Origin of the sequence: Aeromonas mytilicola subsp. aquatica, from assembly GCF_044336385.1 — a bacterium.
Classification (GTDB): domain Bacteria; phylum Pseudomonadota; class Gammaproteobacteria; order Enterobacterales; family Aeromonadaceae; genus Aeromonas; species Aeromonas rivipollensis.
Map to the genome: position 1 here is coordinate 3,510,932 of NZ_CP172298.1, position 16,371 is coordinate 3,527,302.

General features: G+C 63.1%; 15 protein-coding genes. 14 read left to right on the top strand and 1 reads right to left on the bottom strand.

Annotated features, from left to right (window positions below; all coding sequences use genetic code 11):
• Nucleotides 1–170: 170 nt before the first annotated feature.
• Both corC and lnt read left to right on the top strand, forming a co-directional pair.
• Nucleotides 171–1,052 (top strand): CNNM family magnesium/cobalt transport protein CorC, encoded by an 882-nt coding sequence (corC, locus tag ACFWHB_RS16045; RefSeq protein WP_005329827.1) that lies wholly within the window; start codon nucleotides 171–173, stop codon nucleotides 1,050–1,052.
• 198 nt (nucleotides 1,053–1,250) lie between these two features.
• Nucleotides 1,251–2,780: an apolipoprotein N-acyltransferase gene (gene lnt / locus ACFWHB_RS16050; RefSeq protein WP_395948844.1), complete on the top strand. Its 1,530-nt coding sequence runs from the start codon at nucleotides 1,251–1,253 to the stop codon at nucleotides 2,778–2,780.
• A gap of 66 nt (nucleotides 2,781–2,846) precedes the next feature.
• On the opposite strand, the gene ACFWHB_RS16055 is transcribed toward lnt, so the two are convergent.
• On the bottom strand, nucleotides 2,847–3,329 hold the full coding sequence (locus ACFWHB_RS16055; RefSeq protein WP_106887589.1) for a zinc ribbon-containing protein: 483 nt from the start codon (nucleotides 3,327–3,329) through the stop codon (nucleotides 2,847–2,849).
• A 234-nt stretch (nucleotides 3,330–3,563) separates the two neighbouring features.
• Here ACFWHB_RS16055 and leuS point away from each other — a divergent pair, with 234 nt between their 5' ends.
• From leuS to ACFWHB_RS16115, 12 genes are all read left to right on the top strand, one after another.
• Nucleotides 3,564–6,140, top strand: coding sequence for a leucine--tRNA ligase (gene leuS, locus ACFWHB_RS16060; protein WP_234569835.1), 2,577 nt, complete (start codon nucleotides 3,564–3,566; stop codon nucleotides 6,138–6,140).
• A 119-nt stretch (nucleotides 6,141–6,259) separates the two neighbouring features.
• Nucleotides 6,260–6,742 (top strand): LPS-assembly lipoprotein LptE, encoded by a 483-nt coding sequence (lptE, locus tag ACFWHB_RS16065; RefSeq protein ID WP_395948845.1) that lies wholly within the window; start codon nucleotides 6,260–6,262, stop codon nucleotides 6,740–6,742.
• Between the two features lie 135 nt (nucleotides 6,743–6,877).
• Nucleotides 6,878–7,912 (top strand): DNA polymerase III subunit delta, encoded by a 1,035-nt coding sequence (holA, locus tag ACFWHB_RS16070; RefSeq protein ID WP_394294147.1) that lies wholly within the window; start codon nucleotides 6,878–6,880, stop codon nucleotides 7,910–7,912.
• A gap of 64 nt (nucleotides 7,913–7,976) precedes the next feature.
• Entirely contained in the window at nucleotides 7,977–8,630 is a 654-nt protein-coding gene (gene nadD / locus ACFWHB_RS16075; RefSeq protein ID WP_395948846.1) for a nicotinate-nucleotide adenylyltransferase, read from the top strand.
• A gap of 213 nt (nucleotides 8,631–8,843) precedes the next feature.
• Nucleotides 8,844–9,179: a ribosome silencing factor gene (gene rsfS / locus ACFWHB_RS16080; protein ID WP_025326094.1), complete on the top strand. Its 336-nt coding sequence runs from the start codon at nucleotides 8,844–8,846 to the stop codon at nucleotides 9,177–9,179.
• Between the two features lie 6 nt (nucleotides 9,180–9,185).
• Nucleotides 9,186–9,653 carry a 23S rRNA (pseudouridine(1915)-N(3))-methyltransferase RlmH gene (gene rlmH / locus ACFWHB_RS16085; RefSeq protein ID WP_005329815.1) on the top strand — a complete coding sequence of 156 codons (468 nt, stop codon included), beginning with the start codon at nucleotides 9,186–9,188 and terminating at the stop codon, nucleotides 9,651–9,653.
• 101 nt (nucleotides 9,654–9,754) lie between these two features.
• Nucleotides 9,755–11,683, top strand: coding sequence for a penicillin-binding protein 2 (mrdA, locus tag ACFWHB_RS16090; RefSeq protein WP_106887593.1), 1,929 nt, complete (start codon nucleotides 9,755–9,757; stop codon nucleotides 11,681–11,683).
• Between the two features lie 68 nt (nucleotides 11,684–11,751).
• Complete coding sequence (rodA, locus tag ACFWHB_RS16095; protein WP_025326091.1) at nucleotides 11,752–12,855, top strand: rod shape-determining protein RodA; 1,104 nt, start codon at nucleotides 11,752–11,754, stop codon at nucleotides 12,853–12,855.
• Nucleotides 12,855–12,989, top strand: coding sequence for an FtsW/RodA/SpoVE family cell cycle protein (locus ACFWHB_RS16100; RefSeq protein ID WP_163136354.1), 135 nt, complete (start codon nucleotides 12,855–12,857; stop codon nucleotides 12,987–12,989). The genes rodA and ACFWHB_RS16100 overlap by 1 nt, the downstream gene beginning before the upstream one ends.
• Nucleotides 12,989–13,987 carry a lytic murein transglycosylase B gene (gene mltB / locus ACFWHB_RS16105; RefSeq protein ID WP_395948847.1) on the top strand — a complete coding sequence of 333 codons (999 nt, stop codon included), beginning with the start codon at nucleotides 12,989–12,991 and terminating at the stop codon, nucleotides 13,985–13,987. The genes ACFWHB_RS16100 and mltB overlap by 1 nt, the downstream gene beginning before the upstream one ends.
• Nucleotides 13,929–14,861, top strand: coding sequence for a septal ring lytic transglycosylase RlpA family protein (locus ACFWHB_RS16110; RefSeq protein WP_163136358.1), 933 nt, complete (start codon nucleotides 13,929–13,931; stop codon nucleotides 14,859–14,861). The genes mltB and ACFWHB_RS16110 overlap by 59 nt, the downstream gene beginning before the upstream one ends.
• Nucleotides 14,862–15,053: 192 nt before the next feature.
• Nucleotides 15,054–16,283, top strand: coding sequence for a D-alanyl-D-alanine carboxypeptidase family protein (locus ACFWHB_RS16115; RefSeq protein ID WP_106887597.1), 1,230 nt, complete (start codon nucleotides 15,054–15,056; stop codon nucleotides 16,281–16,283).
• The last annotated feature ends 88 nt before the right edge of the window (nucleotides 16,284–16,371 follow it).

Here is a 16,371-nt window from a genome sequence, read left to right on the forward strand (position 1 = left end):
TTCCAGAGCGCGACATCATGCAGGAGCTCGGCTTTGCGGATCCCTACCTCGACGACGACGTAGAAGAGTGACAGGCCGGTAAGGGGGTCACCGTCTTGAAACAGACAGCCGCCATCCTTATATCGGCAAGACAACATCCCGAATGTTCACACGAGTAACCAAGAGAGAAAATGACCGACGATCACCCTAGTACCGGCTCGCCGAAGAAAACCTGGCTCGACAAGCTCAGCCAACTCTTCCAGGGCGAGCCAAAAGACCGCAATGATCTGGTGGAAGTCATCGCCGATGCGGAAGAACGCGACCTCATCGATCAGGACACCAAGGACATGATCGAGGGCGTGCTCGAAATTGCCGAGCTGCGCGTGCGTGACATCATGATCCCCCGCTCCCAGATGGTGACCATAGAGAAGTCCCAGCCTGTGGACGACTTCCTGCCCGTCATCATCGAATCCGGCCACTCCCGCTTCCCGGTGATCAACGAAGACAAGGATCACGTGGAGGGCATCTTGCTCGCCAAGGATCTGCTGCCGTTCGGTTTCGGCGGCCATCACGCCAGCGAGCCGCTGCAGCTCGAGAAGATCCTGCGCCCCACAGTGATAGTGCCGGAGAGCAAGCGGGTCGATCGCCTGCTCAAGGAGTTCCGCGAAGAGCGCTACCACATGGCCATAGTGGTGGACGAGTTCGGCGGCGTCTCCGGTCTGGTGACCATAGAAGACATACTCGAACTGATTGTCGGTGAGATAGACGACGAGTTTGACGACATCGAGGATGAGCCGGAAGAGATCCGCCGCATCAGCAAACGGGTCTTCTCCGTCAGCGCGCTGACCGAGATCGAAGATTTCAACGACTTCTTCGGCACCCAGTTCAGCGATGAAGAGGTGGACACCGTGGGCGGCCTGGTGATGCATGCCTTCAGCCACCTGCCGAAGAAGGGCGAGGAGATAGAGCTGGACGGCTACCTGTTCAAGGTGATGCACGCGGACCGTCGCCGCCTGCAGCAGTTGCAGGTGAAGATCCCGGAGAATCACGCGGCGGCCCAGCCGGAGTCCTGATCCCGCGCTCCCCGCGCCGTCAATCAACGCCCCTGCTTTCAGGGGCGTTTGTCATTCTGCCGCCCCCACCCCCTCCCATTCCCCTGCGGTGTCCCCCTTCGACATCCGGCTGGCCGGGAGGCTCGCCGTTGGCGCGGTTTGCGGTTAAGATGTCGGCCATTCCACTTTTATTCAGCCCAATTCGAGCCCCGATCCCCCGTGAAATCGAAACTTCTGACAAGCCTGTTCGCCCTGGCCTCTGGCGCCATCGCCGTGCTGGCCTTCTCCCCTTTCGGCTACTGGCCTCTGGTGATCCTCTCCCTGCTCGGCCTCTATGCCCTGCTGGAGAAGGCCAACCCCAAGCAGGCGGCCTGGCGCGGCTTCGGCTATGCCATGGGGCTGTTTTTGCCGGGACAGTGGTGGATCCATGTCAGCATGACGGAGTTTGGCGGCATTCCGCTGCCCGCCGCCTTCGTGCTGCTGGCCGGCCTCTGCGCCTATCTCTCTCTCTATCCGACCCTGGCCTGCTGGGCCTTCGCCCGCTTCTTTGGCGGTCGCCACTGGAGCCGCTGGCTGCTCGCCTTCCCGGCACTCTGGCTGATGGCCGACTGGCTGCGGGGCGCCATCATGACCGGTTATCCCTGGCTCTGGTTTGGCTACACCCAGATAGACGGCCCCCTCAAGGGCTTCGCTCCCATTCTCGGGGTGCAGGGCATCACCCTCGCCCTGCTGCTCACCACCTCCGCCCTCTGGCTCACCTGGCAGAGCCGCAAGCCGGCCTGGCTGCTGCTGCCGGTCGTGCTGGTGGGCGCCGCCCAGGGGCTGATGCAGCTCAACTGGGTGACCCGGGGTGAGCCGGTCAAGGTGGCCCTGGTGCAGGGCAACATAGCCCAGTCCCTCAAATGGGATCCCGAGGCCCTGATCCCCACGGTGCGCACCTATCAGGATCTCAGCCGCGAGAACCAGGACGCCGACATCATCATCTGGCCGGAATCGGCGATCCCGGCCATAGAGAAGGAGATGGGCACCTATCTGGAGAGCCTGGACAAGGCGATGAAGGTGAACGACACCGGCCTGCTGGCGGGGATCATTCATTACGATCTGAAGCAACAGCGCTTCTACAACACCGTGCTCGGCATGGGGGTGCAGGATCTGGACGGCAAGGAGTCCTATCACTACGAGCACAAGAACCGCTACTACAAGTACCACCTGCTGCCCATCGGCGAGTTCGTGCCCTTTGAAGATCTGCTGCGCCCCATAGCCCCCTTCTTCAACCTGCCCATGTCCTCCTTCAGCCGGGGGGACGAGGTGCAGCCGAACCTGATCGCCAAGGGGCTCAAGTTTGCCGCCGCCATCTGCTACGAGATCATCTTCCCGGACGAGGTGCGCCGCAACGTGCAGCCGGACACCGACTTCCTGCTGACCGTCTCCAACGACGCCTGGTTCGGCACCAGTATAGGCCCCTGGCAGCACATGGAGATCGCCCGGATGCGCGCCCTGGAGCTGGCTCGCCCGCTGCTGCGTGACACCAACACCGGCATCACCATAGTCACCGAGCTCGACGGCAGCATCATAGGCCAGATCCCCCAGTTCGAGGCCGGGGTATTGCGTGCCGAGGTGCGCCCTGCCCACGGCTCGACCCCCTATCTGCGCTTTGGCAGCTGGCCCATGTACGCGCTGGCCGCCCTGCTGCTCGGACTGGCGCTGGTGCTGCGGCCCCGCGCCCACCCCTGGGCTCGCCAGCGTTAAGCTAGCCTGGCCCATATAAAAGAGGCGCCCTTATGGGGCGCCTCTTTTTTCATCGGTTCACTGAACTCAAGGGGAGAGCGGCTCCCGGTGATACTCGTTGGCCCCGCACTCCGGGCAGGTGCCAAGCTGCTGCGGGTGCAGCACAGTGTGGCGCCACTCGCAGTGATCGCACACCAGCACGCCGAGCCCCACCCAGTCGCCGGCCCGATAGACCCCCTTGTGCTCCAGCTCGTCCGCCAGCTCGCTCCACTCCACCTGGGCGCGGTCGGTCACGTCCGCCAGCCAGGACCACACTGTATCTTTCAATGCCAGCATAAAGGCGGACTCGGGCACCTCGGCACGGCTCTCGTCATAGTTGCCGAGATCCCGCTTCACGTATTCTGCGATCAGCGCCAGCTCGTCCTGGGTCAGATCGCCGGCCGCCTCCAGATAGGCCTGTACCTTGGCGATCATCCGGTTGAGGCGTTCCCCCTGAAACTCTTCGGTCTCCTCCCACTGCTTCTTGAGCTGGGCGATGAAGGCTTCATACCCTTGTCGACGTTTGTCCATGGCCATTACTCCTCTGCTGAACCCTGATCGTGCCCGGCCTGAGCCAGAGACTGAGCGGTGCAGGCGGTGGTTGCCGCCCTCTGTCACCCTTGCTGCTCCGCGAAACCTCCATGCTGCCCGGGTCGGCCTGAGACTGGGCGGATGCTGGCGGTTGTTGCCGCCGCAGGATATGGGTATTCTATCGGGATTTCCCAGCTGATTTATCTATTCATTTCACAGATCCGGATGTCACCAATGCAAGAGCAATACGTTCCCCAATCCATAGAACCAGCAGTGCAAAAGCACTGGGATGCCAAGAAAACCTTCAAGGCCGTGGAGAAAGTAGACAAGGAAAAGTTCTACTGCCTCTCCATGTTCCCTTATCCGTCTGGTCGTCTACACATGGGGCACGTGCGTAACTACACCATAGGTGATGTGATCTCCCGTTATCAACGGCTCAATGGCAAGAATGTGCTGCAACCCATCGGCTGGGATGCCTTCGGTCTGCCGGCAGAAAATGCCGCCATCAAGAACGCCACTGCGCCGGCGCCCTGGACCTACGAAAACATCGAATACATGAAGAACCAGCTCAAGATGCTGGGTCTGGGCTATGACTGGGACAGAGAGCTGGCCACCTGCAAGCCGGACTACTACCGCTGGGAGCAGTGGTTCTTCACCAAGCTCTACGAGAAGGGCCTGGTCTACAAGAAGACCTCCTCCGTCAACTGGTGCCCGAACGACATGACGGTGCTGGCCAACGAGCAGGTGATCGACAACTGCTGCTGGCGCTGTGACACCCCGGTGGAGCAGAAAGAGATCCCCCAGTGGTTCATCAAGATCACCGACTATGCCGAAGAGCTGCTCAACGACATCGACAATCTGGAAGGCTGGCCGGAGATGGTCAAGACCATGCAGCGCAACTGGATTGGTCGCTCCGAAGGGGTCAACATCAGCTTCAATATCGACGGTCAGGATGAGCAGCTGGAGGTCTACACCACCCGTCCTGATACCTTCATGGGCGTGACCTATGTGGGTATAGCCGCCGGTCACCCGCTGGCCGCACAGGCTGCTGCCAGCAATCCGGAACTGGCCGCCTTTATCGAGGAGTGCAAGCACACCAAGGTCGCCGAGGCTGACATGGCGACCATGGAGAAGAAGGGCATGGCCACCGGCCTCTACGCCATTCACCCGCTCAATGGCCGCAAGGTGCCGGTCTGGGTCGCCAACTTCGTGCTGATGAACTACGGCACCGGCGCCGTGATGGCAGTACCGGGTCACGACCAGCGTGACTTCGAATTCGCCACCAAATATGGCCTCGACATCAAGGCGGTCATCAAACCGGTTGATGGCGAGGTGGACGTGAGCACCGCCGCCTACACCGAGAAGGGTGTACTGTTCAACTCCGGCGAGTTCGACGGTCTCGACTTCCAGGGCGCCTTCGACGCCATCGCCAACAAGCTGGAAGCCCTCGGCCACGGCAAGCGTACCGTCAACTTCCGTCTGCGTGACTGGGGCGTCTCCCGTCAGCGTTACTGGGGTGCCCCCATCCCCATGTTGACCCTGGCTGACGGCACAGTAGTGCCGACCCCGGAAGATCAACTGCCGGTGCTGCTGCCGGAAGATGTGGTGATGGACGGCATCCAGAGCCCGATCAAGGCCGACCCCGAGTGGGCCAAGACCACCTACAACGGCCAGGAAGCGTTCCGCGAGACCGATACCTTCGACACCTTTATGGAGTCCTCCTGGTACTACGCCCGCTACTGCTCCCCGGACTACGACAAGGGCATGCTGGATCCGGCTGCTGCCAACCACTGGCTGCCGGTGGATCAGTACATAGGCGGCATCGAGCACGCCTGTATGCACCTGCTCTACGCCCGCTTCTTCCACAAGCTGCTGCGTGATGCAGGGCTGGTCAACAGCGACGAGCCGTTCAAGCGCCTGCTCTGCCAGGGCATGGTGCTGGCCGACGCCTTCTACTACAAAGACGAGAAGGGCGGCAACGTCTGGGTCAGCCCGACCGACGTCAAGGTAGAGCGCGACGACAAGGGTCGCATCACCAAGGCCGTCGATCTTGAGGGCCGCGAGGTGATCCACTCCGGCATGACCAAGATGTCCAAGTCCAAGAACAACGGCATAGACCCTCAGCTGATGGTGGAGCGTTACGGCGCCGATACCGTCCGCCTGTTCATGATGTTCGCCTCCCCGGCCGACATGACCCTGGAGTGGTCCGACTCCGGCGTAGAAGGCGCCCAGCGCTTCCTGCGTCGCCTGTGGCGCACCACCTTCGAGCACGTCTCCGGTGGCGCCGTTGCCGCGCTGGATGTGGCGGCTCTCTCCAACGAGCAGAAGGCAGTGCGCCGCGAGCTGCACAAGACCATCGCCAAGGTGAGCGACGACGTGGGTCGCCGTCAGACCTTCAACACCGCCATCGCCGCCATCATGGAGCTGATGAACAACCTGGCCAAGCTAGGCTCTGACGAGCAGGATCGCGCCCTGATGCAGGAAGCGCTGGAAGCCGTCGTCGTCATGCTCTACCCCATCACTCCGCATATCGGCTTCGAGCTGTGGAAGATGCTGGGCAAGGAAGGGGACATAGACGTCGCGGCCTGGCCGGTGGCGGATGAAGCGGCCATGGTCGAGACCGAGAAGCTGGTGGTGGTACAGATCAACGGCAAGATGCGCGGCAAGCTGACAGTCCCGGCCGAGATAAGCCAGGCCGACGTCGAGAAGCTGGCCATGGCCGATGCCTCGGTGCAGAAGTTCACCGAAGGCCTGACAGTGCGCAAGGTCGTCTATGTACCGGGCAAGCTGCTCAACATAGTCGCAAACTGAGATTGACCCGCACTCCCGCCCTCCTCCCCTGTCGGGGGAGGAGGGCGGCAGGGTCTGAATCTATATGTGACGGCGGGCAGGCGCCCGCCGTTCTTCACTTGATGCAAAGAGGAATTCACATGGGCATGCCCCTCACTCGCTGGATTGCCATCATGCTGACGGGCCTGCTGCTGCAGGCCTGCGGTTTTCAGATGCGGGGAACCGCCATTCCCCCCGAGCTGATGACCATGAAGGTGGTCGGTGACAACAAGAGCGACTTCTATCGGCTGGTCACCACCCGCCTCAAGGCCTCGGGGGTGACCCTGGCGGACAAGGAGGGCATTCCGGTGCTGACCCTGTCCGGGGTACGCAGCAGCAGCCAGGTTGCCTCCGTCGACTCCATCGGCCAGGACCGCGAGTACCTGCTGGGTTACAGCACCCAGTTCACCGTCTCCATGCCGGGCAAGCCGACCCAGGTCTTCCCCATCACCTTCAACCGCAGCTTCCTGAACAAGCCGGATGCGGCGCTGGCCTCCTCCCGCGAGCAGGAGCAGCTTGGCAAGGAGATGCAGGAACAGGCCGCGAACCTGGTGATCCGCCAGCTGAGCCAGGTCAAGTTCTGATGCGGGTATCCTGATGAGAATCTACCCCGAGCAGGTCACCGACCTGGTGATCCATCAACCTGAGCCAGGTCAAGTTCTGATGCGAGTCTGCCCAAAGCAGTCTGCGGAACACCAACTCAACCAGGGCAAGTGCTGATGCGGATCTATCCCGAGCAGTTTGCGGACCATCTCAAGGCAGGGCTCAAGCCCTGCTATCTCGTTTTTGGTGACGAACCGCTGCTCAAGCTCGAGGCCATAGACGCCGTGCGTCAGGTGGCCCGCAAACAGGGGTTCGATGAGCGCCACAGCTTCGTGGTGGAAGCCGGGCTGGACTGGAATCAGGTCTATGACGCCTGCCAGGCCATGAGTCTCTTCTCGGCCCGCCAGATCATCGAGCTGGAGCTGCCCGCCAAGGTCGACAAGGACTTGGCCGCCCGCATCACCGAAATCGGCAAGCAGCTTCATCCCGACCTGTTGCTGGTGCTCTCGGGGGGGCGTCTCAATCAGACCCAGATGAAGGCAGCCTGGTTCGACAAGCTGAGCCAGAGCGGCACCTATGTGCCGGTCAATCACCCCGAGCCCCGTTTCTTCCCGCGCTGGATGAGTGCGAGGTTTCAACGCTTCGGCCTCAAGGCGCTGCCGGATGCGGTCAACTTCATGTGTCACGCCTTCGAGGGCAACCTGCTGGCCGCAAGCCAGGAGATAGAGAAGCTGACCCTGCTCGGCCCGCCCCAGCCCATCAGCGTCGCCTATCTGCAAGAGACCATCATACGCCACGCCCACTTCACCCCCTTCCAGCTCGTCGATACCCTGCTGGAGGGCAAGGTGAACCGGGCCCAGCGCATACTGCTGGCACTGCGGGCCGAGGGTACCGAGCCCGGCATGCTGGCCTGGACCCTGTGCCGGGAGCTGGAGCAGCTCACCGAGCTGGCCCTGGCCGCCCGTGCCGGTCAGCCTCTGGTGGAACACTTCAGCCGGTTGCGCATCTGGCAGAGCCGCCAGCAGCTCATTCAGCAAGCCCTGACCCGGCTGCCCGTTGGCAAGATACAGCAGCTGTGGCAACTGATGGCCCGGCTGGATGACGCCCAGCGCCGGTTCGACACCGAGCAGGCCTGGCTGATGTTGCAGACCATAGCCCTGGGTTTTCGCGATGGCACGCAGCTGCCCCTGCTGGAGGCGGATCCATGCTGAGCGCCCCCATCGAACGCCAGGCCGGCCCCTTGGCCCCCCTCCATGATCTGACAGGGGGAGCCTCATGCTGAAGGCCCCTATCGGCATCCTGGGCGGCACCTTCGACCCCATCCACATAGGTCATCTGAGGCCCGCCATCGAGGCCCGCGACGCCCTGGGCCTGGCCGAGGTGCGCCTGCTCCCGAACCATATCCCGCCCCATCGCGCCAATCCCTTCTGCTCCAGCGAGCAGCGGCTCGCCATGGTCGCGCTGGCGGCGGCGGAGAACCCGGGCTTCCTGGTAGATGAGCGGGAGCTGCAACGGGACACCCCCTCCTGGACCATAGACACCCTCATCGAGCTCAAGCAGGAGCTGCCGGATACCCCTGTCTGTTTCCTGATGGGCATGGACTCCCTGCTCGGCCTGCCGGGCTGGCATCGCTGGCAGGAGCTGCTCGAACATGCCCACCTGGTGGTGAGCAAGCGCCCGGGCTGGCAACCGGATTACCCGAGCGAGGTGGCCAGCCTGCTGGCCCGCCACCAGACCCGGGATGTGCAGGATCTTCATCGACACCGTCAGGGTCATGTCTGGATCGCCGACAACCTGCCCATAGAGCTGTCGGCCACCCGGCTGCGGGCCCTGCTGGCGGCGGGGCAGGATCCCAGATACCTGCTGCCGGCCCCGGTCGCCGACTACATCCGGCGGCACCGGCTCTATCAGCCATTGCCAAGCCGGTGAGCGGCGCCACGCGGGTTTGTCAGCCGACACCCTGAGGCGCACCCGGCACGGGCTTGACTATTGTCGCGCCCGGTTGCGCACTATAGTGATCAACAAGGGCCTGCCTTGCCCATGGGCGGCAGCCCCGGATCCATTCCCCTTTGCCAGACTGGGAAACGGGAGTGACCATGATATAATCCGCCGCCCTCTGGCGCCGGAAGATAGGAGAAGACATTGCAAGGCCAAGAACTGCTCGCCTTTATCGTCGACAAGATCGATGACATGAAAGGCCGCGACATCATCACCCTGGATGTACGCGGCAAATCCAGCATCACGGACACCATGATCATCTGCTCCGGCAACTCCAATCGCCACGTCAGCGCCATTGCCCACAACCTGGCCAGTGAGGCCCGCCATGCGGGGCTCGACCTGCTCAGCGTGGAAGGTCAGCTCACAGGTGAATGGGTGCTGGTGGACATGGGTTCCGTCATCGTCCACGTGATGCAGGATGAGTACCGCGACTTCTACCAACTGGAGAAACTCTGGGGTGGCACCCAGGTGCAAGCGTAACGAACGATGAAGATCCAGTTGATTGCGGTGGGCACCAAGATGCCTGCCTGGGTAGAGCATGGCTTCGAAGAGTACCGTCGCCGTTTCCCGAAAGACATGCCGTTCGAACTCGTCGAGATAGGCGCAGGCAAACGGGGCAAGAATGCCGACATTCCCCGCATCCTGCAAAAGGAGGGGGAAGCCATGCTGGCCGCCGCTGGCCGCTCGCGCATCGTCACCCTGGACATTCCCGGCAAGCCCTGGACCACGGAGCAACTCGCCGTGTCGCTGGAGGCCTGGAAGCTCGATGGCCGGGATGTGGCGCTGCTGGTGGGCGGGCCTGAAGGCTTGTCCCCCGAGTGCAAGGCCGCCGCCGAACAGAGCTGGTCCCTGTCACCCCTGACCCTGCCCCATCCGCTGGTGCGGGTGCTGGTGGCCGAGAGCCTGTACCGCGCCTGGAGCATTACCACCAATCATCCGTATCACAGGGAATGAGCCATGACCCCTTGGAACATCACTCCCTCATACACCCAGTACCACAGGGAATAGTCCATGTGGTACCCGCCCTTGCTCCCCGTCAGCCATAAGGTAACGGCATGCTGAAGAATCGCATCGAAATGCGCGATCACAGTGCCGAGGGACGTCTGTTCTTCCGGCGCACCCTGGTAGCCTACATCGGCATGGTCGTCCTCATGCTGGTGCTGCTGGGTAATCTCTACTACCTGCAGGTAGAGTCTTACGAAACCTATCAGACCCGTTCCAACGACAACCGGATCCGGGTCGTGCCGGTGGCACCGCCGCGGGGCCTCATCTATGACGCCAACGGCGTGCTGCTGGCGGAGAACCGCCCCGTCTACAGCCTGGAGATAGTGCCGGAGGAGACCGAGGATCTGGAGAAGACCGCCGACGAGCTGATCACCCTGCTGGCCCTGCCGGAGGGGACCAAGGAGCGGTTCCTGGCCGAGGTGAAACGCCAGCGCCGCTTCAAGCCGGTGCCCCTGTTCGAGAAGCTGACCGAGTACCAGGTCGCCCTCTTCTCGGTCAACCAGCACAACTACCCGGGCGCCAGCATAGAGGCCTATCTCAAGCGCTACTATCCGTTTGGTGACACCCTGACCCATGCGCTGGGCTATGTGGCCAAGATCAACACCCGTGACGTGGAGCGCCTCGACAAGGAGGACAAGCTCGCCAACTATGCCGCCACCAAGGACATCGGCAAGCAGGGGGTGGAGAAGTTCTACGAGGATCAGCTGCACGGCGTGGCGGGTTACCAGGAGGTCGAGGTCAACAACCGCGGCCGGGTGGTGCGCACCCTCAAGTTCCAGCCGCCGGAGCCGGGCAAGGACATCTACCTCAACATCGACATCCGCCTGCAGTTGAAGGCGCAGGAGCTGCTGGCCGGCCGCCGGGGCGCCATCGTCATGATGGATCCCAATACCGGCGCCATCCTGGCCATGGAGTCGAGCCCGAGCTACGACCCCAACCTGTTCGTGACCGGCATCTCCAACACCAACTACTCGGCGCTGCTCAACGATCCGGCGCGCCCGCTGGTGAACCGCACCACCCAGGGCATCTATGCCCCCGCCTCCACCGTCAAGCCCATGATGGCGGTGATGGGGCTGAACGAGGGGGCCATCACCCCCAACTATCGCTACTTCGGCGGTCCCAGCTTCTCCATCCCGGGCACCACCAAGAAGTTTCGTGACTGGCGCCGCTGGGGCCATGGCTGGCTCGACGTCTATCGCGCCATCGAGGTGTCGGCGGACACCTACTTCTACGATCTCGCCTACCGGGTCGGCATCGACAAGATCCACGCCTACATGACCAAGTTCGGCTTCGGTCAGTACAGTGGCGTCGACCTTTATGAAGAGACCAAGGGGGTCATGCCGTCCCGCGACTGGAAGATGGCGCGCTGGCGTCAGCCCTGGTATCAGGGGGACACCATCTCCATCGGCATAGGCCAGGGCTACTGGAGCTCCACCCCGATCCAGCTGGCCAAGGCGATCAGCATACTGACCCAGAACGGTCACGACGTGACGCCGCACCTGCTCAAGAGCACCGCCTCGGTGGACGGCGTGGTCAACGCCCCCATCAACCCGAACGTGGCCATAGCCGCCAAGAGCGACACCTACTGGCAGGTGGCCAAGGACGGCATGTGGCGCGTCATCAACGGCCATGAGGGGACGGGACGCCGCGCCTTTGCGGGCACCCCCTACAAGGCGGCAGGCAAGTCAGGTACCGCCCAGGTGGTGGGCCTCAAGGAGAACCAGGTCTACAACGCGGCTACCACCAAGGTGGAGCACCGCGACAATGCCCTCTTCGTCGCCTTCGCCCCGTTCGAGGCCCCCAAGGCCGTGGTGGCCCTGGTGCTGGAAAACGCCGGTGGCGGCAGTGCCATGGGGGCGCCGGTCGCCCGCCACATGCTGGATGCCTACCTGCTGCCGCCAGAACCCCAACTGCCGCCGGCGCCCGACAAGCCGTCCACCCCTGGCCCGGATCAGCGCGAGGCCGTGCCCAATGAATAACGCCGCACGCCTGCTACGCACCTTGCCTCTCCTCCCGAGGCCATCCATGCAGAACGAGGTCTTCTCTCATGAGTAACTCCGCCCGTCAGCAGAGTATCTGGTACAAGCTGCACATCGACCTGCCGCTGCTGCTCGGCCTGCTGGCGCTGATGACCCTCTCCATGGTGGTGCTCTACTCCGCCTCGGGCCAGGACTTTGACTCCATAGTGCGCCAGCTGGTGCGTGGCGGCCTCGCCTTCGGCCTGATGATAGGCCTGGCCCAGCTGCCCCCCTCCCTCTATGCCCGCTGGTCCGTGCCCCTGTTCACCCTGGTGGTGCTGCTGCTCATCGCGGTGGACGTGTTCGGCCATATCGGCAAGGGGGCACAGCGCTGGCTGGACCTCGGCTTCATGAAGTTCCAGCCCTCCGAGGTGATGAAGCTCTCCATGCCCATCATGGTGGCCGCCTGGCTCAGCCGGCACTCCCTGCCCCCCAAGTTCAGCCATGTGCTGATCGCCCTGGTGATGGTGCTCTTGCCCACCCTGCTCATCGCCGCCCAGCCCGATCTCGGCACCTCCATCCTGGTGGCGGCCTCCGGCTTCTTCGTCATCTTCCTGGCGGGGATCAGCTGGTGGCTGATCGGGCTGGCGGTCTTGCTGATCTGCGCCTTTATGCCGGTGCTCTGGTTCTTCCTGATGCACGACTACCAGCGCCAGCGGGTGCTGATGCTGCTCGATCCTGAGAAGGATCCCCTCGGGCGCGGCTACCACATCATCCAGTCCAAGATAGCCATCGGCTCCGGCGGCGTGTTCGGCAAGGGTTGGCTGCAGGGCACCCAGTCCCAGCTGGAGTTCTTGCCCGAGCGCCACACCGACTTCATCTTCGCGGTGTTCAGCGAGGAGTTCGGCCTGGTGGGGGTAGCCCTGCTGCTGGTCATCTATCTCTACATCATCAGCCGCTGCCTGTTTATCTCCATGCAGGCCCAGAACAGCTTCGAGCGCCTGCTCGGCGGCGCCCTGACCCTCACCTTCTTCGTCTATGTGTTCGTCAACATGGGCATGGTGAGCGGCATACTGCCGGTGGTGGGGGTGCCCCTGCCGCTGGTGAGCTATGGCGGCACCTCCATGGTGACCCTGATGGCGGGCTTTGGCATCCTGATGTCAATTCAGACCCATAGAAGGCTACTGGCCTGATGAGGTGGATATATTCTGCCTGTCGTGGAGGCCCCCTGCCGCAGGTGAGCTATGGCGGCACCTCAATGGTGACCCTGATGGCAGGCTTCGGCATCCTGATGTCCATCCAGACCCACAGAAGACTACTGGCTTGATGAGAGCTGGCTGGCTGGTGCTCTGTGCCTGCTCGCTCACGGCGGGGGCGAGCATCTCCCCCGAGCGGCTGAACCTGCTGGCCGAGCAGCACTCGGTGCCGCTGGCCGAGTTGCAGGCCGCCGCCGCCCAGGCGCGACTGCGTCAGGAGGTGCTCGACACCATCAGCCGCCCCTGGGAGGCCAAGCCCTGGCATAGCTACCGGCCGCTGTTCGTCACCCCGGAGCGGATCCGGGACGGGGTCGGCTTCTGGCAACGCCACGCCGCTACCCTCGCCAGAGCCGAGCAGCACTACCGGGTGCCCGCCGCTCTCATAGTCGCCATCATAGGCATAGAGACCTTCTATGGCCGCCAGATGGGCCGCCATCCGGTGCTCGACAGCCTCTACACCCTGGGGTTCCACTACCCCGCCCGTGAGGAGTTCTTCGCCAAGGAGTTCGCCCAGCTGGTGCTGCTTGCCCGGGAGGAGAAGTGGCCACTCACCTCTCTCAAGGGCTCCTATGCAGGCGCCATGGGCATGGGCCAGTTCATGCCCTCCAGCTATCGCCACTACGCCGTCGATTTTGACGGGGATGGCAAACGGGATCTGTTTGCCAACCCGGCGGACGCCATCGGCAGCGTGGCCAACTACTTTGCCGAGCACCGCTGGCGCTGGGGGGAGTCTGTGGTGGAACCCGCCTTGATCGGATTGGCGCCAGTAGGTACCCTGCTGGGGCCCGAGCCCGAGCTCAAGCAGCGCTGGGCCGAACTGGCCGCCGCCGGGATTGAACTCGCCACCCCGCTGGCACCGGACACGCCGGTGAAACTGCTGGCATTGGAGCAGGCCGATGGACCGGAATACTGGGTCGCGCGCCACAATTTTTATGTGATCACCCGCTACAACCGCAGCCCTCTCTATGCGATGGCGGTGCATCAACTCAGTCAAGCAATCCAGGACGCTTATGCATTACAGCCACAAACTTCTCCCCCTCACGCTGACCTTGTTGCTGGCCGCCTGTAGCAGCCAACCTGAGCAGGCGCCCCCGCCGCCGGTCCCGGTGCAGCCGGAAAAACCCCAGGTGATCGAAATCCCGCAGGCGACCGGTGCCATCCCGCGCCCCGAGCCCATGAGCGAGAGCGGCAACCGGGACTACTGGATCGGCAAGCAGAAGTACGAGGTGTGGCGCGACATCAAGCACTACAGCGAGGAGGGCACCGCCAGCTGGCTGTCCCAGGATCTCGATGGCAACAAGACAGCCAACGGCGACGTGCAGGACAGCACCCTGTTCAGCGCCGCCCACCGCAATCTGCCGCTGCCGAGCTATGTGCGGGTCACCAACCTGGACAACGGGCTGGAGACCATAGTGCGGGTCAACGATCGCGGCCCCTTCGGCAGCGAGCGCCTGATCGATCTCTCCCATGCCGCGGCCAAACAGCTGGAGATGGTCGACGGGGGCGAGGCCAGGGTGCGGCTTGAGCTCATCACCGATCAGCCGGATCAGATGGTCGAGATGGTGCCCATGACGCCGATGGCGCCCATGCAGCCGGCTGCCCAGGAGGCCGCCCTCCTGGGTGAGGCCCAGCCTGCGGCAGCGGCCACCGTCACCCCGGCCAAGGCCGCTCCCGCGGCGGCTGCCACGGCGACCAGCACCCTCTCCACCCCCAAGGCCGCCAGCGGCCAGGGCAAGATGATCCAGGTGCTGGCCAGCGGCTCCCAACCCAGGGCCGAGGCCATGGGCAAGGTGATGACCCAGCGCTACGGCGTGCCCTACCAGGTGGTGGCCCACGACGCCATCTTCCGGGTGCTGCTGGGACCGGTCGCCGCCGATCAACAGGCAAGCCTGCTGGAACAGATCCGGCAGGGGGGGCTGGAGCAGGCCTTCATCGTTCCCTGATGGCAGGGCTCACAGAGTGAATCGTCACTCTCCCCCGGCGTCACGTCGTTTCCCGGCGTAACGCCGACAACCGATGGATAAAAAACCAGACCAGATGGCACGCCGGACTATGACCGACCGGCACATCTGGTATAGTGGAGCCCGCTTTTTTTCAACTTGGGTAATCCCCATCCAGGCACCAGGAATTTCAAGATGTCCAAATTTGCCCGTTCCGTTATTCTGGCCTCCCTGCTAAGCGCGACCGCCCAGGCCAACCAGCCGGTACCGACGCCGGATTCGGCTCTGCCGACTGCCCAGCCGGTCCCCACCCTGAACAGCGCCCCCATGGTGGTGCCTGCCGCGCCGGAGATCTCCGCCAAGGCCCATATTCTGATCGACTACTTCTCCGGTCAGGTGCTGGCCGAGCAGAACGCCGACGAGCGCCTGCCCCCCGCCAGCCTGACCAAGATGATGACCTCCTACATAGTCGGCAACGAGCTGCTCAAGGGGAACATCAAGGGCACCGACATGGTGACCATCAGCCAGAACGCCTGGTCCAAGAACTACTCCGACTCCTCCAAGATGTTCATCGAGGTGGGCAAGCAGGTCTCCGTCGATGACCTCAACAAGGGCATCATCATCCAGTCCGGCAACGACGCCTGCGTCGCCATGGCCGAACACCTGGCGGGCAGCACCGACTCCTTCGCCAGCCTGATGAACGCCTGGGCCGCCAAGCTCGGCATGAAAGACTCCCAGTTCAAGAACCCCCACGGTCTGGATGCGGAAGGTCACTACAGTACCGCCCGCGACATGGCCCGCCTGGGTCAGGCCCTGATCCACGATCAGCCTGAGGAGTACAAGATCTACTCCCAGAAATCCTTCGTGTTCAACGGCATCACCCAGCACAACCGCAACCGCCTGCTGTGGGATCAGTCCCTGCAAGTGGATGGCATCAAGACAGGCCACGTCAGCCAGGTCGGCTACAACCTGGTCTCCTCCGCCACCAACAACGAGGGCATGCGCCTGATCGCCGTGGTGCTGGGCGCCAGCAGCGAAGGCTCCCGCGCCGCCGAGAGCAAGAAGCTGCTCACCTACGGTTTCCGCTTCTTCCAGAGCCTGACCCCCTACAAAGCGGGTACCGAGCTGGTGACCCAGAAGATCTGGATGGGCGACAAGTCCGAAGTGAAACTCGGGGTCGATCAGGATGTCTCCGTGCTGGTCACCCGTGGCCAGGGCAACAACCTGAAGGCGGACTTCCAGCTCGAAAGCGAGCTGAAGGCCCCGCTGGCCAAGGGTCAACGCGTCGGCACAGTGTTCCTGAAGCAGGGCGACAAGGAGATCAAGCAGGTTCCGCTGGTCGCCCTGGAAGAGGTGCAGGAAGGTGGCCTGATGAGCCGTCTGTGGGATTACCTGGTGATGCTGGTCGCCAGCTGGTTCAAGTAATCTACCGCACAATCCCGAGCAAGCAGCGGCGCCAACAGGCGCCGCTGCTGTCTTTGCCGCGCCGGAGCAGTGAATAACCCTGCAATCT